This is a genomic window from Mesorhizobium sp. M2E.F.Ca.ET.209.01.1.1 (genome assembly GCF_004010375.2).
Classification (GTDB): domain Bacteria; phylum Pseudomonadota; class Alphaproteobacteria; order Rhizobiales; family Rhizobiaceae; genus Mesorhizobium.
Genome location: NZ_SADP02000005.1, coordinates 344925 through 366953, shown reverse-complemented (window position 1 = coordinate 366953; position 22029 = coordinate 344925). Strand labels below are relative to the sequence as shown.

Here is a 22029-nt window from a genome sequence, read left to right as displayed (position 1 = left end):
CGGGAATGCAGCCGCAAAAGTCGCTGGCCGTTCCCGCTTCGCCTCTACCACAGATTCTTGCCGTCGATGACCACCACCTCGACCTTGTCCAGGTCGAAATCGTCGAACAGGCGCGAATTGACGCTGATCTTCGGGTTGTCGAAATCCGGCTTTCCGGTCGACCAGTCAGGCGTCTCGGTGAAGGTGCCGCAACCGCAAACGGCGCAGAAACCATGCTTCACGGTCTTCGAGCCCCAGCGATAGAAGGAGACGTTCTGAGGCGGGCTTGTGAGCTTGAATTGCGACGGGACATAGTAGGCCCATAGCGACCCGCGCTTCGAGCAGAACGAGCATGTGCATTGCGTCACCGTCTGCGGCGCCTCGGCAACCTCGAAGGTTGTCGCCTTGCAGTGGCAACTGCCTTTGATGGTCATGAACTCACCTCTCCATTGTCCGCCGCGCCCATATTGCACGCAATTCCGAACGGAAAGCCGCTACGCACTTTCCTGGAATTGCTCGGTGGCAAGGCAACATAAAGAAGCAGTCCTGACAACTGTCTGTCAGCAGCTTCGGCAGAGATGCTGGCGCGCTCGAAGGCTAGTAAGAGGGCGGCGGCACGAACAGGCAGATGGTCTTGCCGGCGTCGAGCCCGGCCTGATGCGCGCACCAGTGATATTCGCCGTCGGGCGAATTCTTGACCCGCTTGTCGCTGTAGGCCACCACCTCGCCCGTGCCTTTTATGACATAGCCTTCGGGCCGCTCGCTGATCGATGACTGCGGCACTTCCTTGCAATCGAAGTTGGCACAGCAGGCAAAGGGGTATTTCCAGCCTTGCGGCGTGGCCGCCGTCGGCTGGGCGTCGTGCGCGATGGCCGGCGGCGCCAGCACCGAGATGGCCCCAACTGCGAGCAGGGAGAACAAAAGTCGGCCAGCCGGTCGAACGGCTTGGGCCGATCTTGATATGGCAGCAGACATCGAAGCGTTCCTTTCGAGCATCAAGCGTTGTCGCTTGCCCGTTCCCGGAACGTATCTTCCCAGTGGCCGGATCGTCGGTCGCAGATATGCCGCAGCCGGCCATAAATGCTTTTAACCCCAGTGCGAAAACTGGGCTGATTCCTCGACTGACGCAAGCAACCGGCGATGCGGCTTTTTGCACCAGCCTCTGCCATCCAGAACCGTGTGCCGGCCTGGCTAACGACCAGTTAGCCGCACGGTGCCGGTGCCCGACAACGGGAAACGGCTCAAGCTGGTTCCGGACGTTCAGCCGGGAACATGCCCATCATACTGCGGCAGGTCGTCGGCGATTGTGAACCACTTCGCCTTGGAGCCGACAAAGATGTGCGCGGTCGGCCGTTGCTCGGATCATCGACCAAGGTTCCCATCGCGACATGGACATAGGCACCGTCGCGGACCAGCGAATAGAGCAGCGAGCCGCATCGGCCGCAATGCGCGTCATGGCCGCTCTCGTCGCCGAAAATCAGCAGCCTGTCATCGCCCGCGGTGAGACGGAACTTGCCGCGCTCGATGCCGGCGAAGGGCTTGAACGCCGACCCCGTCGTGCGCCGGCAGTTGGAGCAGTGGCAGTTCGCGGCATAGACGAATTCGTCCGCCACTTCATAGTGGACGGCGCCGCAGAAACACTTCCCGGTAAGTTTGCGCGTCACCGGTTCTTCCTTTGTGCAACGGCAGGATATGCCCAGATTCAGGTCAGGCTGAGCTGAGAATGGCGGTTTGCGACAACCGGAGCGGAGCGTACTTAAAGTACGTGAGCACCGGAAGCGCGCAGGAAATCGCCATTCGCAGGCCGGCCTCACCTGAATATGGGCATATCCTAATCCAGGTCCGCCACCGCTTCGCCCGCGCCGCCCTCGATGCGATGCGAGAGCGAGGCTTCCATGAACTCATCGAGGTCGCCGTCGAGCACGCTCGACGGCGAGGTGCTTTCGACCCCAGTGCGCAGATCCTTCACGAGCTGATAGGGCTGCAGCACGTAGGAGCGGATCTGGTGGCCCCAGCCGATGTCGCTCTTCGACGCCTCCGTGGCGTTGGCGACCGCCTCGCGCTTCTTCAGCTCTTCCTCGTAGAGGCGCGAGCGCAGCATTTCCCAGGCCTTGGCGCGGTTCTTGTGCTGCGAGCGCTCGGCCTGGCAGGCAACCGCGATGCCGGTCGCGAGATGGGTGATGCGGACCGCCGAGTCGGTGGTGTTGACGTGCTGGCCGCCGGAACCGGAGGAGCGATAGGTATCGATGCGCACGTCAGATTCCGAGACATCGATCTCTATCTTGTCGTCGACGACAGGATAGACCCAGACACTAGAGAAGGAGGTGTGACGCCGCGCATTGCTGTCATAGGGCGAAATGCGCACCAGGCGGTGGACGCCGGACTCGGTCTTCAGCCAGCCATAGGCGTTGTGGCCCTTGATCAGCACGGTTGCCGACTTGATGCCCGCCTCTTCGCCGTCATGGACTTCCAGCACCTCGACCTTGAAGCGGCGGCGCTCGGCCCAGCGCGTGTACATGCGCAAGAGCATCGAAGCCCAGTCCTGGCTTTCGGTACCGCCGGCGCCGGCATGGATTTCGAGATAGGTGTCGTTGGCGTCGGCTTCGCCGGAGAGCAGCGTCTCGACCTGCCGGGCCTTGGCCTCGCCCTGCATCGAGCGCAGCGCAGCCTCCGCTTCCGCGATGATGCCGTCGTCGCCCTCTTCCTCGCCGAGCTCGATCAGGCCGATATTGTCGTCCAGCGCCTGTGTCATTCCCTTGACGGCGGCGATGCCGTCTTCCAGCTCCTGGCGCTCCCGCATCAGCTTCTGCGCTTCGATCGGATCATTCCAGAGGCTGGAATCCTCGGCGCGCGAATTCAGGTACTCAAGCCGCTTTACAGCCTGATCCCAGTCAAAGATGCCTCCTCAGCAGGGTTATCGCCTGCCTGATCTCGTCGACAATGTTTTGCGTTTCCGCGCGCATGGCTTTTCGTTCGGTCCTGTTCTTTTCGGTCTTTTCGGAATAGGCGCGATACATAGGCACGGCATCGCCGCCTGTAAAGCGAAATGGGCCGGCGGTCCCGCCAGCCCATTCGAGAGCTATCGAGACGTCAGTAGAGCCCGCCGCCGCCGTCCTGGATGGCCTGGTTGGCTTGTGGCGACAGCGCGCCACCCGAACCGTTGGAGCCATCCGCGCCCATGCCGATCACCCAGTAGCTGTCGGCCGGGCCGGTGCCTGGCTTGAACGCCTCGACGATGGTGTTGGGGTCGCCCTCGGCGGCGCGCATGCCGGTCTTGCGGTTGATGGCGATGAGCTTCATGCCGTCCGGAACCTGGAAGTCGGTGTTCGGCTTGCCGTCGAGCGCCACGCGCATGAAATCCTTGAAGATCGGCGCGGCGAGACCGCCGCCCGTGGCACCCTTGCCGAGGCCGCGCGGCGTGTCGTAGCCCATGTAGAGACCGACGACGAGGTTTGGCGTGAAGCCGATGAACCAGGCGTCCTTCTCGTCATTGGTGGTGCCGGTCTTGCCGGCGATGTGGCGGCCGAGCTCGCCGATGGTGGCGCCGGTGCCGCGCTGCACGACGCCTTCCATCATCGAGGTGATCTGATAGGCCGTCATCGGGTCGAGCACCTGCTCGGAATTGTCGACCAGCTCCGGCTCGGGCTGGTTCTTCCATTCGGTGGCGTTGCAGCCCTCGCAGCCGCGCTCGTCCTGCTTGAACACCGTCTTGCCGTAGCGGTCCTGGATACGGTCGATCAGCGAGGGTTTGATCGATTTGCCGCCATTGGCCATGATCGAATAGGCCGAGACCATGCGCATGACGGTCGTCTCGCCGGAGCCCAGCGCCATCGGCAGATAGGGCGCCAGGTGGTCGTAGACGCCGAAGCGCTCGGCATATTCCACGACCAGCTTCATGCCCATGTCGTTGGCAAGCCGCACCGTCATCAGGTTGCGCGACTTCTCGATGCCGGAGCGCAAGGTGGCCGGGCCAGCGACCGTGCCGTCATAGTTCTTCGGCGTCCAGGTGGTGTTGCCGCTCTGGATGGTGATCGGGCCGTCCATGATGACCGAGGCCGGCGTATAGCCATTGTCGAGCGCGGCCGAATAGACAATCGGCTTGAACGAGGAGCCGGGCTGGCGCATGGCCTGGGTCGCGCGGTTGAACTCGGACTGCGCGTAGGAGAATCCGCCGACCATGGCGAGCACGCGGCCGGTGTGCGGATCCATGGCGACGAGACCACCTTCGACCTCAGGCACCTGGCGCAGCATGTAGGTGTTGTCAGAGCCATCGTTCTTCTGCACGAAGACGACATCGCCGGGTTCCAGAACCTCGGCCGGAGACTTCGCCCTGACGGACTTGCCATTGACGAAGTGGCGCATGGCGAAGCCCATGTCGTCCTTGCTGACGGTGCCCTGGACGCGGTCCTTGACGAGCTCGCCGGAGACCTGCCGCGCTGGCTGGATGCCGATGGTCAGGCCGTCCGCCGAACTGTCGAGCACCACGGCCAGCGTCCATTCCGGCACGTCCTCGAGACCTTTCACATTGCCGAGCGGCACGCCCCAGTCCCCGGAAATGTCGACATGTGTGACCGGACCGCGGTAGCCGCGCAGCATGTCGTATTTGAGCAGGCCGTTCTGCAGCGACTTGCGGGCGATAAGCTGGATGTTCGGATCGAGCGTGGTGCGCACCGACAGGCCGCCCTCATAGAGTGCGTTCTCGCCGTAGCGGGCGATGATCTGGCGGCGGACTTCCTCGGTGAAATACTCGCCGGCAAACAGATAGGAGCCATTGCGGCGCGGCGTCACGCCGAGCGGCTCAGCCTTGGCCTTGGCGCCCTCCTCGCGGGTGACGTAGCCATTCTCGACCATCTGGTCGATGACCCAGTTGCGGCGCTCGATCGCGCGGTCCGCGTGCTTGAAGGGATGATAATTGTTCGGGCCCTTGGGCAGCGAGGCGAGATAGGCGGCTTCCGCGACCGTCAGCTCGTTGACCGACTTGTCGAAATAGGTGAGCGCCGCGCCCGCGACGCCATAAGCGCCGAAGCCGAAGAAGATTTCATTGAGATAGAGTTCAAGGATGCGGTCCTTGGAATAGGCCTGCTCGATGCGGAAGGCCAGGATCATCTCCTTGATCTTGCGCTCGTAGGTCTGATCCGAGGTGAGCAGGAAGTTCTTCGCCACCTGCTGGGTGATGGTCGAGGCGCCGACCTGGCGCCGGCCCGAGCCGAGGTTCTGCAGGTTGACGATGATGGCGCGGCCGAGGCCGGTGACGTCGATGCCGGGGTGGTTGTAGAAATTCTTGTCCTCGGCCGACATGAAGGCGGCCTTGACGCGGTCCGGGATGGCCTGGATCGGCAGATAAAGGCGCCGCTCACGCGCATATTCCGCCATCAGCGAGCCGTCGGAGGCATGAATGCGCGTCGTCACCGGCGGTTCGTATTTGGCCAGAACCTCGTAGTCGGGCAGGTCCTTCGCGACATGGCTGATATAGATGGCAAGGCCGGCCGCCACCAGCAACGCCAGCGTCGTGCCGATGCCAAAGAAATAGCCGATGAGACGAATCATACCCGCTCCAGTCCGAGGTTCGGGAATTTCCTAAACGAAGCCGACAGTCGCGCAAGCTTCCCGGGGCGGTCCCAATCCGCAATCAAAAACCCATGTCGCCACCATGTGGACAAAATACGGCAGCGCGAAATTTGAGGACTCGGTTATTCAATAATAACGCCGGGTGTTGTCGTCATGCAACGGCTGCTTGTGGTTGTAGACGCCCGGTGGTTGTGAGCAGGCGCGGCCGGTCAACCGCCCGTCGCCGTTCCAGCCTTGGCCGCGGCAAACAGGGCGACCGCGTTGGTTATGCTTTGCGCCGCCTTGCCGCGCCAGTCGGCGTTGAGCAGCTGCGCCTCGTCCTTGCTGTTGGACAGGTAGCCAAGCTCGACCAGAACAGACGGCACGTCCGGAGCCTTGAGCACCTTGAAGCCGGCCGAGCGTTGCGGATTGTTGATGAGGCCGACACTGGTCGACAATTGGCCGACCAGCGTATGGGCGAAGCTCATCGAGAAGCCATGCGTTTCCCGCCGGATCAGGTCGATGAGAATGTCGGTGACTTCCTTGTTGTCGTCCTCGATCTTCATTCCCGCGAACTGATCGGACAGGTTCTCGCGATCGGCGAGCGCCTGGGCCTCGGGATCGGACGCCTTGTCCGACAGCGTGTAGACGGTGGCGCCGCGAAGACCTTTGACGGCAATCGTATCGGCATGGATCGAGATCAAGAGGTCCGCCTCGTGCTGGCGCGCGATGCGCACACGCTCGTCAAGCGCCAGATACACGTCGTCGTCGCGTGTCATGAAGACATCGTATTTGCCGACCGCGGCCAGCTTGTCGCGCAATTCCTTGGCAAAAGCGAGCGTGACGTCCTTCTCGACCGTGCCGGCGGAGCTCTCGGCGCCGCCATCGACGCCGCCATGGCCGGGGTCGATCACCACCGTGAAGCGATGGCCGGGCGCCGAGACCGGCCCGGTGCCGACCCGCTCGCCTTTTTCGGTGGAGACCGTCGAACCGGTGGTCAGCGACTGGTTGGCGAGGGCCTCGTCGAACTCGCGTTCGGAGGCGGCCGACATATCGATGGCGATGCGGTAGCCGGTGCCGTCGTCATTCTTGAGCACGTCGAGCTTGTCGACGGCGAAAGGACCCTTGCCGGTCAGGATCAGGCGCGAGCCGTGCCCCTGATCGCCGTAGCGGACGGCCCGCACAAGGCCACGCGGCTTCACATCCTTGGCCTCAAGCGCGAATCGCGTTCGCGGCAGATCGACGACCAGGCGATTGGGGCCCCGCAACAAAAACCATTTGACGTCCGGCTCGCGGTCGAAATTCACGACGATGCGCATCTTGGTGGCGTCGCCGGCCATCTTGTAGCCGGTCGCGCCAAGCAGGGCCTCGGCGCGCGCGGCGGCCGCGAAACAAAGCAGCAGCAAGGCGGCGCAGGCCATGCGCGTGAAATGCGCCGCGGCCCCGCCTCTCTTGTCCGCGCTGCCCGCAAGTCCCATCTCTTGTTCGTCGCTCCCGGTTTGACGCATTGCGCCCGGTCTTCTCGCAGAGTGCCAGTCAGGCCGCCAATTCGATTAACGATTGGTATTCAGAGAAGGTTAACCAAGCCTTTCAGAGGTAAGACGAAGGGCACCTTCCCTAACGGAAGCGCTTTTTGCCGGCCTCCGAAATCGGGGTTGCCTTCCATCCCGCCAAATCATAAAAGCGACGTTGGATCACTGCAATCCTGGAACCGCTCGCCTCAGCAGTTTCCTGCCAAAGGTCGGATGCAAAGGCGGCTCCGTTATCCTTCCAGGCTCAGGTGGTCGCGACGATTTTCGCAGGCGTGCTCCCGTGGCGGGGAATCGCTTGCGTGAGGAAAACGGCCGGGTTTGCCCCGCGCCGGCTCTTCGTGAGCAAACAAGCTGGTCCGGCTCAGCCCGGGCTTTGGTTCAAAAGGTCTGCTGGGTGCCGATGGCTTCAAGCGCAATCATGGAAAGGTCCGCATCAAACCGCGCCATAGTGGCTGCGGGCGGCACCGCCATTGCGCTCAAGCGGCGGCTAGCGGACATTCAATTATCCGGCATGCACACAGATACAGGCGCACAGCGGCGGGCATTGCCACGCCAGCTGCGGCCGTCGGCTGCCGGCAGGAAACAAGATAATGCCCAACAAGATGCTGATAGACGCCTCCCACCCGGAGGAAACACGCGTTGTCGTCGTTCGCGGTAACCGCATCGAAGAATTCGACTTTGAATCCCAGGACAAGAAGCAGCTCAAAGGAAACATCTACCTCGCCCGCGTAACCCGCGTCGAACCTTCCCTTCAGGCAGCCTTTGTCGAGTATGGCGGCAACCGTCACGGTTTCCTCGCCTTCAGTGAAATCCATCCCGACTATTATCAGATCCCGGTAGCCGACCGTCAGGCTCTGCTTCGCGCCGAAGCGCAGGAGGCCGAGGACGACGACGACGAGGAAGCGGAGAACGGCGAAGAGCAGCAGGCGCGCGATCGCGGCGGCCGGCGCAACCGCAGGCGCGGCGGCAAGAACCGCGACCGCGGCGAGCACAGACACGCATCGTCGGAAAACGAGGAAAGCCCGGCTGAGCCAGCAGTTGCCGACGAAACCACGGCCGAGGTTGCCGCGAGCGGGGATGCCGGCGAGACCGCCGACGCTTCAGGCGAGAACCCCGAAACCTCCGATGAAGCCGTTGAAATCGAAGTGGTCTCGGAAACGGCCGAGCAATCCAACGCCGAAGCCGACGACGCCACAGGCGAGGAGGATGGCAAGTCCTCCGAAGGTGGTCCGACGTCGATTGCCGCGAGCGTCGAGGCCGACGTCATTTCCGAGGCAGTCCCGCAGGCGGATCAGCCCGAGCAGGCTAGCCCCGAACAGGTCGGCGAAGCGGCCGCCAGCGATAATGATCGCGGCATGCTGGAGGATGTCTCGGCCTCGCATTCGGACGAGCACGAGGTCGAATCGGTCGGCGCCGAGGACGCGCTCGAGGAAATCCGCAACCGCCGTAAGCCGGTGCGCCGCCAGTACAAGATCCAGGAAGTCATCAAGCGCCGCCAGATCCTTCTGGTGCAGGTTGTCAAGGAAGAGCGCGGCAACAAGGGCGCGGCGCTCACCACCTATCTTTCGCTTGCCGGCCGCTATTCGGTGCTGATGCCGAATACCGCGCGCGGCGGCGGCATCTCGCGCAAGATCACCAACGCCCAGGATCGCAAGCGCCTGAAGGAGGTCGTGGCCGACCTCGAAGTGCCGCAGGGCATGGGCGTCATCCTGCGCACCGCCGGCGAAAGCCGCACCAAGGCCGAGATCAAGCGCGACTACGAATATCTCATGCGGCTTTGGGAAAATGTCCGCAACCTGACGCTGCAGTCATCCGCCCCTGCCCTGGTCTATGAGGAAGGCAGCCTGATCAAGCGCTCGGTGCGCGACCTCTACAACAAGGATATCGACGAGATCCTGGTCTCCGGCGAGGACGGCTACCGCGAGGCCAAAGACTTCATGCGCATGCTGATGCCCAGCCATGCCAAGGTGGTTCAGCCCTACCGCGACACCACGCCGATCTTCGTGCGCAACGGTATCGAGGCGCAGCTCGACCGCATGCTGCAGCCGCAGGTGACGCTGAAGAGCGGCGGCTACATCATCATCAACCAGACCGAGGCGCTGGTCTCGATCGACGTCAACTCCGGCCGCTCCACCAAGGAGCATTCGATCGAGGAGACCGCGCTCCACACCAACCTGGAAGCGGCCGAGGAAGTCGCGCGCCAGTTGAGACTCCGCGACCTTGCCGGTCTCATCGTCATCGACTTCATCGACATGGAGGAGAACCGCAACAACCGCTCCGTCGAGAAGCGGCTGAAGGATCACCTCAAGAACGACCGCGCCCGTATCCAGGTCGGCCGCATCTCGCATTTCGGCCTCATGGAAATGTCGCGTCAGCGCATCCGCGCCAGCGTGCTGGAATCGACCATGAAGCCCTGCCCGCATTGCGGCGGCACCGGCCATGTGCGCTCCGATTCTTCCGTGGCGCTGATGGTGGTGCGGGCGATCGAGGAATTCCTGCTCAAGGATTCGCGCAGCCACATCATCGTGCGCACGCCGGCCGCGACGGCGCTTTATGTGCTGAACCACAAACGCGCCAACCTGGTTGAGCTCGAAGCTCGGTTCGGCCTGACGATCACGATCGAGGCTGACGAGACACTGGGGACCCAACATTACGCGATCTTCCGCGGCGCCATCGCCGAGAAGCCGGAAGGCTTCGTCGAGGTGCGCAGCCTGCCGGCCTATGTCGAGCCGGAAGAGCCCGAGGACGAGATCGTCATCGAGGAAGAAGAAGAGGTCGCGGTGCAGGCCGAACAGCCGCGCCACCCGCAGCAGCAGGGCCAGCACCAGCAGCGGTCCGAGGACGGCGAAAGCCGTGATCGCAAGCGTCGCAAGCGCCGGCGGCGGCGTGGCGGCAGGGACCGCGATCGCGAGCATAATGGGGATGTCACGGCTGCGCCGGCGGAAGCTGGTGAAACCAGCGACCATCCCGCGGATGCATCGGAAGAAGCAGCTCAGGAGGCGACCACCGGTGGCGAGGCCGTGGCGGCCGCAACCGAGGAAGCCGCCGGCAAGAAGCGCCGGCGCGGCAAGCGCGGCGGCAAGCGCAACCGCCGTGACGATGAGGCTTCAGAGGCCGACGTCGGCGACGTCGAGGACGAAGCAGCGGAAGATGAGGACGCCGCCGGCGAGCCGGCGGTAGCAGCCGCGCCCGAGCAGCCTGCTGCTCCCACGGCGGCCAATGACGATGCCGAGGCGGTCGAAAAGCCGAAGAAGCCCCGCCGTTCGCGAGCAAAGAAAGCGGCCGAGGAAGCCGTGGCAGAGACGGTTTCCGAACCTGTGGCGGAAGCTCAGGTCGCGCCCGTGGCGGTCGAGCCGGAGCCGGCACCTGCCGCTCCTGAGCCGGCACCTGCCGCTCTCGCGGCGACCGAGGCGGAGCCTGCCGCCAATGCCCATCCGACGCGGCGCAAGCCGCAGTCGATCGACGCGCCGGTTGTTCCCGTTGTATCCTCGAATGTGTCCGACGAGGCCAAAGCCGAGGACAAGCCGAAGCGCGCCGGCTGGTGGCAGCGCAAAGGTTTCTTCTAAGCTTTTCAGATTGTTGGACTGATTTCTTTGCAAAAATCCCGCGCCCGTGGCGCGGGATTTTTCTTGTTTGCCGCAGCGCAAGGCAAATCGAGATTCAGGTCAGGCCGAGTCGAAAATGGTGGGGTTCCGAGAACCGGAGCGGAGAGTACTTGAAGTACGTGAGCACCGGAAGCGCAGGGACCCGCCATTTGCAGGCCGGCCTCACCTGAATATCGACTTGCCTACGGCGCGAAGATCGACCAGTTCATCATGCGTGCGAGCTTCTCCAGCGCGATCGAGCCAAGCTTGGAGTTGCCGTTCTCGTTGAGACCGGGCGACCACACTGCCAGCGAAGCCACCCCGGGCACGATGCCGAGAATGCCGCCGCCGACGCCGCTTTTGCCGGGAATGCCAACGTGGAAGGCGAAATCGCCGGAACCGTCATAATGGCCGCAGGTCAGCATCAACGCGCCGATGCGGCGCGCCCGCTCGGCCGACACGACCGAGTGCCCGGTCGCCGGGTTCCTGCCGCCATTGGCCAGAAAGCGTCCCGCCATGGCGAGCTGGCGGCAGCTCATGGCAACGGCGAAATGGTGGAAATAGACACCCAGCGCCAGCTCCGGCTCATGATGGAGATTGCCGAAGGATTTCATGTAGTTGGCCAGAGCGAAGTTGCGGTAGCCGGTGGCCCGCTCGGATGCCGCCACTTCGCGGTCGATGATGATCGTCTCGTCATCGGCGAGGAACTGGATGAAGCGCAGGATCTCGCCGATCGCCTCGCGCGGCTGATGGCCGGCGAGCAGCACGTCGGAGACGACGATGGCGCCGGCGTTGATGAACGGATTGCGTGGAATGCCGTTCTCATGCTCGAGCTGGACGATCGAGTTGAACGGGTTGCCGGACGGCTCGCGACCGACGCGCTGCCAGAGTGCATCGCCGATCTTGCCCAGCGCCAGGGTGAGGGTGAAGACCTTCGAAACGCTCTGGATAGAAAAGGGCTGATCGGCATCGCCGGCAAGGATGACGCGGCCATCATTGGTCACGGCGGCGATGCCGAATCTCTTCGGATCGACCTTGCCGAGCTGCGGGATGTAGGTCGCCACCCTGCCGCGATCGGTGCGCTCAGCCATTTCGGCGGCGACTTCCGCCAATGCTTGCTCGAGTTCCGGCATGGCTTCTATTTCAGCCAGCGTTCGATGCGGGCCAGCGCCTCGACCATGTCGTCATGGCTGCCGGCATAGGAAAAGCGCATGGTGCGATGCCCCTGCAGTGGGTCGAAATCGCGGCCGGGTGTGGCCGCGACATGTGCCTCGGCAAGCATTTTGCGCGCGAAGGCCATGCTGTCATTGGTGTGGCGGGTGACATCGCAGAAGGCGTAGAAGGCACCGTCCATCGGCGCGGCCAGCGCGAAACCGAGCTCCGGCAGGCGTTGCATCAGAAGGTCGCGATTCCAGGCGTAGCGCGCCTTCACCTTTTCCAGTTCCTCCGTCGCCTTGAAGGCCTCGATCGCGGCAATCTGCGACAATTCCGGCGGCGAGATATAGAGGCTTTGGGCGATGCGCTCGACCGGCCGCACCAGTTCCTCGGGCAGCACCATCCAGCCGATGCGCCAGCCGGTCATGCAATAGTATTTCGAGAAGGAATTGATGACGGTCACGTCGGCGCCATGCGCCAGCGCGGTGACATCGGGGGCCGCATAGGCCAACCGGTGGTAGATTTCGTCGGAGATGACGGCGATGCCGAGTTCCTCGGCCGTCTCCACCAGGGCCGCAAGTTCGTCCGCCGGGATCACCGCACCCGTCGGATTGGCGGGGCTGGCAAACAGCACGCCCTTCAGTGGCTTATCGCCATGCGCGCTCTTCAGGTGATCAGCATGCAGGTAAGCGTCCGCGCCGAGCTCGATCTCGACGATCTCGATGCCGAGCGCCGACATGATGTTGCGGTAGGCAGGATAGCCAGGCGCGGCGATGGCGACCCGGTCGCCCGGATCGAACATCGCCAGGAAAGCGAGGTTGAATGCGGCCGACGAGCCGGTCGTGACGGCAATGCGCGACGGCGCGACGTCGATCCCGTAATGCTCGCCATAGTGCTCGGCGATCGCCTTGCGCAGATCGGCCAGGCCCAAGGCATCGGTGTAACCGATGCGACCGTGCCTGAGGGCCGCGGCCGCGGCCGCACGGACTCCGGCCGGCGCGGGATCCGATGGCTGGCCGACGGCCATCGACACCACGGGCACGCCGGCGGCCTTCAGCCGGTTGGCTTCGGCCAGGATGTCCATGGCGTGGAAGGGCTCGACTTCCCCCCGGCGCGAAAGCGAAACGACCATTTGACCTCTTCCAACTGCCCTGTTTCGGTGAATTCCGCAGGCAAGCAGCGCAGACTTGCCTTGAACTGCCCTGGCTAAAGGGGCAGCGCCGCACAAATGCCCGATTGATGTGGGGATCACAAGCGCGCAGGAAGTTGCCGGCGCCGACTTTTCATCTTTCGCCCGCTCGTCTACCAGTGGACCTATGTTGAGCCGACTCCGACCATCGATTGGCAGATCGACCTCCCTCAGCCGAACCGCGCGCGGCTTCGCGACGCTTATGCTTGCCGCTGCCGTCGCCGTTTCGGGCTCGGTCAGCGCCTTCGCGCAAGGCGTGCCGGTGGTGCGCGACGCCGAGATCGAGGCGCTGGTGCGCGATTATGCGCGGCCGATCTTCAAGGCGGCAGGTCTTGCCAATGACGGCATCGACATCGTTCTGGTCAATGATCCGAGTTTCAACGCTTTCGTCACCGGGCGGCGCCTGTTCATCAATACCGGCGCGCTGGTGACCGCCGAAACGCCGAACGAGATCATCGGCGTCATCGCGCACGAGGCAGGCCATATCGCGGGCGGACATCAGCAGAAATTGCGTGATCAGCTCGACCGCGCCAAGACCATGGCGATCATCGCCACGCTGCTCGGCGCCGGCGCCATAGTTGCCGGCGCCACCACCAGCAGCAAGGGTCTGGCGGGCGCCGGCATGGGCGTCGCCGCCGGCGGCGGCGAGATGGCGCAGCGCTCGATCCTCGCCTATCAGCGCACCGAAGAGATCACCGCCGACCGTTCGGCGATCACCTATCTCAACGCCACCGGCCAGTCCGGCATGGGCATGCTGAAGACCTTCGGCCGCTTCCAGAGCGCGCTGTCGCTGGCCGGCACCCAGGTCGACCCCTACCGGATCAGCCATCCGATGCCGCAGGAGCGCATCGCCAACCTCGAAGTACTCGTCAAGCAAAGCCCCTTCGTCAACGTTGTCGACCCGCCGGCGCTGCAGCAGCGGCATGACATGATGCGCATCAAGATCGCCGCCTATATGCAGGGCCAGGCGGCCGTGGCACGGCTGATGCGCAAGAATCCGACCAGCCTCGCCTCGCGCTATGGCGACGCGCAGCAGACCTATCTTTACGGCAATCCAGGCGCCGCGCTGACCAAGACGGCAGCGCTGATCAAGGAGGAGCCGAAGAACCCCTATTTCCAGGAGTTGCGCGGCGATATCCTGATGAAGGCCAACAAGCCAAAGGACGCGGCGGACGCCTATGCCAAGGCGGTGAGTCTCGATCCCGCGCACTCTGGACTGCTTCTGGTCTCGCTCGGCCAGGCGCTGATGGCGGTGGGCACGCCCGATTCGCTAAAAAAGGCCGTGGTCCAGCTCAACAACGGCGTCGGGCGGGACAAGGAGAATGCCGACGCCTATCGCTTCCTGGCGCAGGCCTATGGAGAACAGGGCGACATTCCGGCCGCCGATCTCGCCACCGCAGAGGGCCATTACTATGCGGGCGACTACAAGAATGCGAAGATCTTCGCCATGCGCGCTCAACAGAAATTGAAGCGCGGCGAACCCCGCTGGGTGCGCGCTCAGGATATTATAAACTACACACCGTCTAATAAACTCAAATGAACCTCCCGGACGTCGGCGACGACGAAGGCGGACCGGAACAGGCAAAAGGACGACGATCATGAACAAGGCAATCCTGCTTGGCAGTGCCGGCGGTCTGGCGGTGGCGCTCGGCATGCTGGCCTTCGGTTTCGTGGCGGGAAATCCGCAGGCCGCGAAGGCCGACACCGTGCAGGTGGCTCAGGTGACGTCCTCCACCGATACCAAGACGGCCGCCGATACCAAGATCGACCGAAAGGAAGTCGAGGGCATCATCCGCGATTATCTCTTGAAGAATCCGGAAGTTCTGCTCGAGGTGCAGGACGCGCTCGAGGCCAAGCAGAAGGAAGAGCAGCGCCTCGCGGCACTCGGCGTCATCAAGAATTCCAAGGACGAGATCTTCAACTCGACCTTCGACGGCGTCGTCGGCAACCCGAAGGGCAAGGTCACGATCGTCGAGTTCTACGATTACAATTGCGGTTTCTGCAAACGCGCCATCGAGGACATGCAGGCTCTGACCAAGTCCGACCCGGATCTGCGCTTCGTGCTCAAGGAGTTCCCGATACTGAGCCCGGATTCGCAGAAGGCCAGCGTCGTCTCCATGGCGTTCCACTTGATGCATCCGGAGAAATACGGCGAGTTCCATACCGCGCTGCTCGGCGGCCAGGGCCGCGCCACCGAATCCAGCGCCATCAAGGTGGCGCTTTCGCTCGGTGCCGATGAGGCGACCCTGCGCGAAAAGATGAAGGATCCCCGCATCGCCGAAACGCTCTCGCGCACCTATGACCTTGCGACGAAACTGTCGATCACCGGCACGCCGTCCTATGTGGTGGGCAACGAGGTGATCTTCGGAGCGCTCGGCCAGCAGGTTCTGGCGGAAAAGATCGAAGAGGCCAAGAGCGCGCTGTAAGTGCTTGCGGATGCAAAAGCCGGCCGTTGTGGACAGCGTAAGAACGCACTTGCGCTCTTTTCGCGGGCGGCTATGCCCATTATAGAGGCCCAGTGCGCCGGCTTGGGGTCGGCGTGAAACAAGGTCGGCATATTGAAAACGATTTTCGTCCTCAACGGTCCCAATCTCAATGCGCTCGGCAAACGCGAGCCGGGGATCTATGGCGGCAAGACGCTTGCGGCCATCGAAGAGGACTGCAAGGCGGCGGGCGCCGCGCTCGGCCTCGAGATCGATTTTCGCCAGTCCAATCACGAGGGCGACCTGGTCGACTGGATCCAGGAAGCCGGCGAGAAGGCGGCAGGCATCGTCATCAATCCCGGCGCCTACAGCCACACCTCGATCGCCATCCACGACGCCATCCGTTCTGTTGCGCCGCTGCCGGTGGCGGAGGTTCATCTTTCCAACATCCATGCGCGGGAGCCCTTCCGCCACGTCTCCATGGTCGCGCCGGTCGCTGTCGGCATGATCTGCGGGTTCGGGCCGCTCGGCTACACGCTCGCGCTGCAGGCACTGGCGGCACGCCTGTGACCGGCCCCCAAACAGAAGGCTCGAAAATGTCGATAAAAAAGACCGGTGTTGACCAGCAGCTGATCCGCGATCTGGCGGGCATCCTGAACGACACCAATCTGACCGAGATCGAGGTGGAGCTCGGCGATCTCAAAGTGCGTGTGTCGCGCCAGTCGCAGGCTGTCCACGCGGTTGCCGCGCCCCTGCCCGCGATCGCCGCTCCCGTCGCCGCTGCGGCTCAGCCGGCCGCGGTCGCCGCCGTGGTGCCCGCCGATCCGTCCAAGAACGCCGTGCCGTCGCCGATGGTGGGCACCGCCTATCTGGCGCCCTCGCCCGACGCCAAGCCGTTCGTCGAGATCGGCCAGAAGGTGAAGGAAGGCCAGACGCTGCTCATCATCGAGGCGATGAAGACGATGAACCAGATTCCTTCGCCGCGCGCCGGCACGGTGACTGCGATCCTCATCGAGGATGCCCAGCCGGTCGAGTACGGAATGCCGCTGGTGGTCCTCGAGTAGGAACAGCCAAGAGATGTTCCAGAAGATCCTCATCGCCAATCGCGGCGAAATCGCGCTCCGGGTGCTGCGCGCCTGCAAGGAGCTCGGCATCCAGACTGTGGTGGTCCACTCGACCGCCGATTCCGACGCCATGCATGTGCGGCTCGCCGACGAGAGCGTCTGCATCGGCCCGCCGCCGTCGCGCGAAAGCTATCTCAACATCCATCAGATCGTCGCCGCCTGCGAGATCACCGGCGCCGACGCCGTGCATCCGGGCTACGGCTTCCTGTCCGAGAACGCGAAGTTCGCCGACATCCTCGCCGCGCACAACATCACCTTCATCGGTCCCTCCGGCGACCATATCCGCATCATGGGCGACAAGATCGAGGCCAAGCGCACGGCAAAGCGTCTCGGCATTCCGGTGGTGCCCGGCTCCGATGGCGCGATCAGCGACGACAAGGAGGCCAAGCGCGTCGCCGCCGAGATCGGCTATCCGGTGATCATCAAGGCCTCCGCCGGCGGCGGCGGCCGCGGCATGAAGGTAGCGCACACCGAAGCAGATCTCGAAGTCGCGTTGCAGACGGCAAAGTCGGAAGCGGGCGCGGCCTTCGGCGACGACGCCGTCTATATCGAGAAATATCTGGAGAAGCCGCGCCATATCGAGGTGCAGGTGTTCGGCGACGGCGCCGGCCGCGGCGTGCATTTCGGCGAACGCGACTGCTCGCTGCAGCGTCGTCACCAGAAAGTCTGGGAGGAAGCCAACTCCCCCGCGCTCAACACCGAAGAGCGCTCGCGTATCGGCGGCATCTGCGCCAAGGCGATCGCCGATCTCGGCTATTCGGGCGCGGGCACGATCGAGTTCCTCTATGAGAATGGCGAGTTCTATTTCATCGAGATGAACACCCGCCTTCAGGTCGAGCATCCGGTGACCGAGGCGATCACCGGCATCGACCTCGTGCATGAGCAGATCCGCGTCGCATCCGGCGGCGGGCTGTCGGTCAGGCAGGAAGACATCAAGTTCAACGGCCATGCCATCGAGTGCCGCATCAACGCGGAGGATCCGCGCACCTTCACGCCGTCGCCTGGCACGATCACGCATTTCCATACGCCAGGCGGCCTTGGCATCCGCGTCGATTCCGGTGTCTATTCCGGCTACAAGATCCCGCCCTATTATGACAGCCTGATCGGCAAGCTGATCGTGCATGGCCGCAACCGCGTCGAATGCATGATGCGGCTGCGCCGCGCGCTCGACGAATTCGTCGTCGACGGCATCAAGACGACGCTGCCGCTGTTCCGTGACCTTGTCGGCAACCCGGACATCGCCAATGGCGACTACGATATCCACTGGCTGGAAAAATACCTGGCCAAGGGTGAATAGCACGGGGATGCGATGACCCGCCCCTACGCGCCAGGCTATCGCATCCCGACCGACCTGCTGCTCAGGGCTTACGCCTCGGGCGTCTTTCCGATGGCCGAGAGCGCCAACGACCCGGAAGTGTTCTGGGTGCGGCCGGAAACGCGCGGCATCATTCCGTTGGACGGGTTCCACACGCCGCGCAGCCTCAAGAAGACGATCCGCAGGCACCCGTTCGATATCCGCTACGATTTCGATTTCGAGGCGACGATCGACGGCTGCGCGGAAAAGCGCGAAGAGCGCCGCTCGACCTGGATCAACGCGCCGATCCGCGAAGCCTATGTCGAGCTCTATCGCCTCGGCCACTGCCATTCGGTCGAAGCCTGGCGCGAGGACCGCCTGGTTGGCGGCCTTTACGGCGTTTCGCTCGGGCGCGTGTTCTTCGGCGAGAGCATGTTCGCCAGGGAGACCGATGCCTCGAAGACCTGCCTCTATTATCTCGTCGAGCGGCTGAAGGCGCGCGGCTTCGCGCTGCTCGACACGCAGTTCACCACCGAGCATCTGAAGCGCTTCGGCGCCATCGACGTGCCGCGCCGCCAGTATGAAAAGCTGCTGGCCGAGGCGCTGAAAGGCGAGGCCGTCTTCTATCCTTGAGGTCAGCCCTGCGCCGCATCCAACGGCGTCTGCGCATGGAACATCATCTTCCAGCCATCGGCGCGGTGAACATAGCCGGTGCTGACCAGCGCAGCGTAGGATTCGCCGTTCTCACGCGTCGCGCGCGCTTCGTAAGTCAGCATAACGATATCGCTTCCCGGCTCGACCATGCCCTTCAGCTTGATGTCGAGGTTGCGCCAACGGTTGGGTTTGCTGGCAGTCCCTGCCAGTTCGGCATTGGTCATCGCCTTGGCCATTTGCGGGAACGCCACCAGGCACTCCACATCGGCATTGGCTTCATAATAGGCGGAATCGCCGGTCCAGAAGCCCTTCTCGATGTCGAGAAGCTCCTGCTTGTTGGCCATGAACGGCTTCGTGGTAGTCATCGCGGAATCCTCCTCGCCTTGCCGAGTTGGAACGGCTCAAGGGCGGTCAAGTTCCGGGATCAGTTCGCGTTGGTGGTGTCGTCCGGCTCCGGCGTCGCGTCGGCCGGCTCGGGGGCAGCGTCAGCCGGTTCGGGCGCGGCGTCGGCCGGCTCCGCCGAAGCCTTGGGTTTGGCGGCCTGGATCTTCGACTTGCCTGTCTCGGCCTTTGCCGCGGTCGGCGGCGGCACGTCCGACTTCTGCTTGCAGCCCTTGAGCCAAACGTCATAGACGGCGTGCTCGACGGCGTTGAGACCCGGGCTTTCGGCGAACATCCAGCCGGTGAAGATGCGACGGATCTTGCGGTCGAGCGTGATCTCGTCGACCTCGACGAAGGAATCGGTCTTCGGCTGCTCCGTATCCGGCCGCGAATAGCAGACGCGGGGCGTGACCTGCAAAGCGCCGAACTGCACGGTCTCGTCGACATAGACGTCGAAGGTGATGATGCGGCCGGTGATCTTGTCGATGCCGGCAAACTCGGCCACCGGATTGGTGATGCGGTCGGCGGCCGCGGGCGCAGGAGCCGGCGCCTGGGCGGCGGCGAAGGCTGTCGTCGAGACAATCAGAACGGACGTCGCAGCGATCAGCGCCTTGGAGATATGGCTTGGAATCCTGGGTCGCAATTCCGGACGGAAAACCGCTGCGCACTTTTCCTGGAATTGCTTAGAAGAGCTCATGCAAAATACCGGTGGTTGTGCCCGGGTGATTCTTCAACGCCCAAGGCTAGTCATGGCTGCGCAGTCAGCAAGCAGCTAAACGCCAATTGTGGCGATAAAGGATCGAAGCGGCGTCGCGGACGCGGATTACGATCCGGGCGTCCAAGCGTCGTAGTCGCCGGTCACCTGAGGGCGATGCTGGTTGGTCAGGATCGAACCTTGCGGCCGATAGGCGCCGGGCGTTCCCGTGAGGTTCGCCCGATGCGGCTTCTGCCACTCGCGAGCCTTATAGCTCTCGCTCGAGGGAGGCGTGTCGACGCGGTGGTGGATCCAGCCATGCCATCCCGGCGGGATCTTCGATGCTTCCGAATAATCGCGATAGATGACCCAACGGCGGGTGCGACCTTCCGAATCGATGCCGCCTTCGTAATAGACGTTGCCGGCCTCATCCTCGCCGACCCGTTTGCCGAAGCGCCAGGTGTGCAAACGCGTGCCGAGCGTCTGGCTGTTCCACCAGGTGAAAAACTGCAGCAGGAAAGTTTTCATCCAGATCCTCGCGGCGGCAGCGGCTCCTGCCTTTCCCCTGCTTATGGCGTCACGCCACCGCGAAGGCAAGGGTTTTGCCATGTCCTGAACGTAAATGCTTCGTGCGCTAAATCGATGCAGCAGAGCCGTCAACCACCGCTCGGCTTGCCAAGCATGACCTGTCTTTCTAAAGCTCGACCGGTCCGTTTCGGGCTCGCCTTGAGGGAGGGGTGACGATTGGTTCCAGCCGCCGACAATCGGATCAGCGCGGAGGATATTCGCTGCCGCAAGGGCGGCGTGCCGATCGTGTGCCTCACCGCCTATACCTACCCAGTCGCCCGTCTGCTCGATCCGCATGTCGACCTGCTCTTGGTCGGCGACAGCGTCGCCATGGTCCTGCATGGCCATGCCACGACGCTCGGCGCCTCGCTGGAGATGATGATCGCCCACGGCCAGGCCGTGATGCGCGGCTCGGCCAAGGCCTGCGTCGTGGTCGACATGCCGGCCGGCAGCTATGAGGCCTCGCCGGCACAGGCCGCGACATCCGCCAGGCGCATCGTCGAGGAAACGGGCTGCCAGGCCGTGAAGCTCGAAGGCGGCGTCGACATGGCCGCCCAGATCGCGGCCATCGTCGCCGAAGGAATACCGGTGATGGGTCATATCGGGTTGCAGCCACAGTCGGTGGAAAAGGACGGCGGCTACAAGATCAAGGGCCGGACGGAGGAGAACATCGCAGCGCTCTTCCGCGACGCCGAGGCGGTGGAAAAGGCCGGTGCCTTCTCCGTCGTCATCGAGGGCACGATGGAGGCCGTGGCCGCGAAGCTGACCCGTCATATTTCCATACCGACCATCGGTATCGGCGCCAGCGCCGACTGCGACGGTCAGATCCTGGTGATCGACGACATGATCGGCCTGTCCGTCGACCGCGTGCCGAAATTCGTCAAGGAATACGCAGACTTGCGCAGCGTGGTGGCGGATGCCGCGGCGCGCTACGCCGCCGAGGTGCGCAGCCGCGCCTTTCCCAGCTCCGACCACGTCTTCACGACGACCGCACCCGACAAGGACGAGACATGAACGCCCCAATCGTCGTCGACAGCGTCGCCGCCCTTCGCGTGCAGGTCCGGGACTGGCGCCGGGCCGGACTCAGGATCGGCATGGTGCCGACCATGGGCGCGCTGCATGACGGCCATATCTCGCTGGTCAGGATCGCGCTCGAACGGGCCGAGCGCTGCGTCGTCTCGATCTTCGTCAATCCGACTCAATTCGCGCCGACGGAGGACCTCGACAAATATCCGCGCCAGCTGGCCCGCGATCTCGGCCGATTGCGGGAGGCGGGCGCGCATCTCGCCTTCACGCCAGGCGTAAGCGAAATGTACCCCGCCGGTTTCGCCACCAAGATCTCGGTGGGCGGCCCCTCGTCGGGCCTCGAAACAGACTTCAGGCCGAGCTTCTTCGACGGCGTCGCGACCGTCGTGGCCAAGCTCTTCCTGCAGGCGGCACCCGATTTCGCGGTGTTCGGCGAGAAGGACTACCAGCAGCTTTGCGTCGTCAGGCAGCTCTGCCGCGATCTTGATCTGCCCGTCGAGATCGTTGGCGCGCCGACCGTGCGTGACGCGCACGGCCTCGCCATGTCGTCGCGCAATGCCTATCTGGGCGAGGCCGAGCTCGACATCGCGCGCCAGCTCAACGCGATCCTGCGCCGTACGGCGGCGGCGCTTTCGGGCGGCACGGATGAGGCGGCCGCCACCGAAGATGCGGCAAAGGCACTTATCTCAGCGGGCTTCCGGCAGGTCGACTATGTCGCCGCCCGCGCGAGCGTCACGCTTGCAGCCTGGCGACGGGACCGCGACGGCCGCCTGCTTGCGGCCGCCTGGCTCGGCACGACGCGGCTGATCGACAATGTGGAGATTCCCTCCGGCTGAGCGCTGGCGGCTCGATCGGCTGCCGATCCGCCGCCGAACTCCGT

The 22029-nt window shown here is 63.8% G+C and carries 19 protein-coding genes and 1 pseudogene; 9 read left to right on the top strand and 11 right to left on the bottom strand.

What is annotated here, in order from left to right:
* Positions 1 to 44: 44 nt before the first annotated feature.
* From EN852_RS13200 to EN852_RS13175, 6 genes and pseudogenes are all read right to left on the bottom strand, one after another.
* Positions 45 to 413, bottom strand: coding sequence for a GFA family protein (locus tag EN852_RS13200; RefSeq protein ID WP_127873738.1), 369 nt, complete (start codon positions 411 to 413; stop codon positions 45 to 47).
* Positions 414 to 576: 163 nt separating this feature from the next.
* A complete protein-coding gene (locus tag EN852_RS13195) occupies positions 577 to 954 on the bottom strand; it encodes a hypothetical protein (protein ID WP_127867917.1) in 378 nt (125 codons plus the stop codon).
* A gap of 285 nt (positions 955 to 1239) precedes the next feature.
* Positions 1240 to 1643 (bottom strand): annotated as a pseudogene (locus tag EN852_RS13190) (GFA family protein).
* A 167-nt stretch (positions 1644 to 1810) separates the two neighbouring features.
* A protein-coding gene (gene prfB / locus EN852_RS13185) for a peptide chain release factor 2 (RefSeq protein ID WP_127874382.1) occupies positions 1811 to 2942 on the bottom strand; the annotation gives its coding sequence in 2 pieces (ribosomal slippage) (positions 1811 to 2875 and positions 2877 to 2942; 1131 coding nt in all).
* Between the two features lie 127 nt (positions 2943 to 3069).
* The gene (locus EN852_RS13180; RefSeq protein WP_127873739.1) at positions 3070 to 5526 is read right to left on the bottom strand and encodes a penicillin-binding protein 1A; all 2457 of its coding nucleotides are present in this window, start codon (positions 5524 to 5526) and stop codon (positions 3070 to 3072) included.
* A 230-nt stretch (positions 5527 to 5756) separates the two neighbouring features.
* The gene (locus EN852_RS13175; protein ID WP_246694270.1) at positions 5757 to 6947 is read right to left on the bottom strand and encodes an N-acetylmuramoyl-L-alanine amidase; all 1191 of its coding nucleotides are present in this window, start codon (positions 6945 to 6947) and stop codon (positions 5757 to 5759) included.
* A gap of 701 nt (positions 6948 to 7648) precedes the next feature.
* Between EN852_RS13175 and EN852_RS13170 the strand changes: the two genes are divergently transcribed.
* The gene (locus tag EN852_RS13170; protein ID WP_127873740.1) at positions 7649 to 10624 is read left to right on the top strand and encodes an Rne/Rng family ribonuclease; all 2976 of its coding nucleotides are present in this window, start codon (positions 7649 to 7651) and stop codon (positions 10622 to 10624) included.
* 221 nt (positions 10625 to 10845) lie between these two features.
* Here the strand turns inward: EN852_RS13170 and EN852_RS13165 are convergent, their stop codons facing one another.
* Positions 10846 to 11775, bottom strand: coding sequence for a glutaminase (locus EN852_RS13165; RefSeq protein ID WP_189545880.1), 930 nt, complete (start codon positions 11773 to 11775; stop codon positions 10846 to 10848).
* A gap of 5 nt (positions 11776 to 11780) precedes the next feature.
* Positions 11781 to 12929: an aminotransferase class I/II-fold pyridoxal phosphate-dependent enzyme gene (locus tag EN852_RS13160; RefSeq protein ID WP_127873742.1), complete on the bottom strand. Its 1149-nt coding sequence runs from the start codon at positions 12927 to 12929 to the stop codon at positions 11781 to 11783.
* Positions 12930 to 13113: 184 nt separating this feature from the next.
* Between EN852_RS13160 and EN852_RS13155 the strand changes: the two genes are divergently transcribed.
* From EN852_RS13155 to aat, 6 genes are all read left to right on the top strand, one after another.
* On the top strand, positions 13114 to 14526 hold the full coding sequence (locus EN852_RS13155) for a M48 family metalloprotease (RefSeq protein ID WP_127873743.1): 1413 nt from the start codon (positions 13114 to 13116) through the stop codon (positions 14524 to 14526).
* Between the two features lie 58 nt (positions 14527 to 14584).
* On the top strand, positions 14585 to 15412 hold the full coding sequence (locus EN852_RS13150) for a DsbA family protein (RefSeq protein WP_127873744.1): 828 nt from the start codon (positions 14585 to 14587) through the stop codon (positions 15410 to 15412).
* A 132-nt stretch (positions 15413 to 15544) separates the two neighbouring features.
* The gene (gene aroQ, locus EN852_RS13145; protein ID WP_127873745.1) at positions 15545 to 15979 is read left to right on the top strand and encodes a type II 3-dehydroquinate dehydratase; all 435 of its coding nucleotides are present in this window, start codon (positions 15545 to 15547) and stop codon (positions 15977 to 15979) included.
* Between the two features lie 26 nt (positions 15980 to 16005).
* Positions 16006 to 16473 carry an acetyl-CoA carboxylase biotin carboxyl carrier protein gene (accB, locus tag EN852_RS13140; protein ID WP_127867907.1) on the top strand — a complete coding sequence of 156 codons (468 nt, stop codon included), beginning with the start codon at positions 16006 to 16008 and terminating at the stop codon, positions 16471 to 16473.
* Between the two features lie 13 nt (positions 16474 to 16486).
* Entirely contained in the window at positions 16487 to 17830 is a 1344-nt protein-coding gene (accC, locus tag EN852_RS13135; RefSeq protein ID WP_127867906.1) for an acetyl-CoA carboxylase biotin carboxylase subunit, read from the top strand.
* A 12-nt stretch (positions 17831 to 17842) separates the two neighbouring features.
* Entirely contained in the window at positions 17843 to 18460 is a 618-nt protein-coding gene (aat, locus tag EN852_RS13130; protein WP_127873746.1) for a leucyl/phenylalanyl-tRNA--protein transferase, read from the top strand.
* Positions 18461 to 18462: 2 nt separating this feature from the next.
* Here aat and EN852_RS13125 read toward each other — a convergent pair whose 3' ends face one another.
* The 3 genes from EN852_RS13125 to EN852_RS13115 form a co-directional block, all read right to left on the bottom strand.
* Positions 18463 to 18846 (bottom strand): hypothetical protein, encoded by a 384-nt coding sequence (locus EN852_RS13125; RefSeq protein ID WP_127873747.1) that lies wholly within the window; start codon positions 18844 to 18846, stop codon positions 18463 to 18465.
* Positions 18847 to 18905: 59 nt separating this feature from the next.
* On the bottom strand, positions 18906 to 19559 hold the full coding sequence (locus EN852_RS13120) for a DUF2155 domain-containing protein (RefSeq protein ID WP_348643428.1): 654 nt from the start codon (positions 19557 to 19559) through the stop codon (positions 18906 to 18908).
* 126 nt (positions 19560 to 19685) lie between these two features.
* Positions 19686 to 20084, bottom strand: a complete 399-nt coding sequence (locus EN852_RS13115; protein WP_127873748.1) for an NADH:ubiquinone oxidoreductase subunit NDUFA12 — start codon at positions 20082 to 20084, stop codon at positions 19686 to 19688.
* A gap of 216 nt (positions 20085 to 20300) precedes the next feature.
* Here EN852_RS13115 and panB point away from each other — a divergent pair, with 216 nt between their 5' ends.
* Entirely contained in the window at positions 20301 to 21137 is an 837-nt protein-coding gene (panB, locus tag EN852_RS13110) for a 3-methyl-2-oxobutanoate hydroxymethyltransferase (protein ID WP_127873749.1), read from the top strand.
* The gene (gene panC, locus EN852_RS13105) at positions 21134 to 21985 is read left to right on the top strand and encodes a pantoate--beta-alanine ligase (protein ID WP_127873750.1); all 852 of its coding nucleotides are present in this window, start codon (positions 21134 to 21136) and stop codon (positions 21983 to 21985) included. The genes panB and panC overlap by 4 nt, the downstream gene beginning before the upstream one ends.
* Positions 21986 to 22029: the final 44 nt, after the last annotated feature.